The following is a 312-nucleotide window of genomic DNA, read 5'->3' on the forward strand; positions in this document are numbered from 1 at the left end:
GTTGGCGGAACGGGCGTTTGACGTGGTGCTGATGGACGTCAACATGCCGGGCATCGACGGCAATGAGACGACGCGGCGCCTGCGCGGCTCCGACGGTCCGAACGCGACCGTGCCTGTGATCGGCTTCAGCGCCGGCACCGAAACCGAACAAGTGGCCGCCTGTTATGCCGCCGGCATGACCGACTGGCTGCCCAAACCCTTGGAGCCCAAGCGGCTGTACGATGCGCTTCACCGGGCGACATCGACGGCGGAGATGGTGTCAGGTGCGGGCGGCGAACCAGGGACGCAGGCGGCTTAATGCGTCCTCGATCT

Annotated in this window: 1 protein-coding gene; it reads left to right on the plus strand. The window is 66.3% G+C overall.

Annotated features, from left to right (window positions below; translation table 11 throughout):
• The coding region (locus CVH10_RS19195) for a response regulator (RefSeq protein ID WP_146143095.1) at positions 1–298 on the plus strand (298 nt) is incomplete at its 5' end.
• Positions 299–312: the final 14 nt, after the last annotated feature.

This window comes from Halomonas sp. ND22Bw, assembly GCF_003011945.1.
GTDB classification, from domain to species: Bacteria; Pseudomonadota; Gammaproteobacteria; order Pseudomonadales; family Halomonadaceae; genus Halomonas; species Halomonas halophila.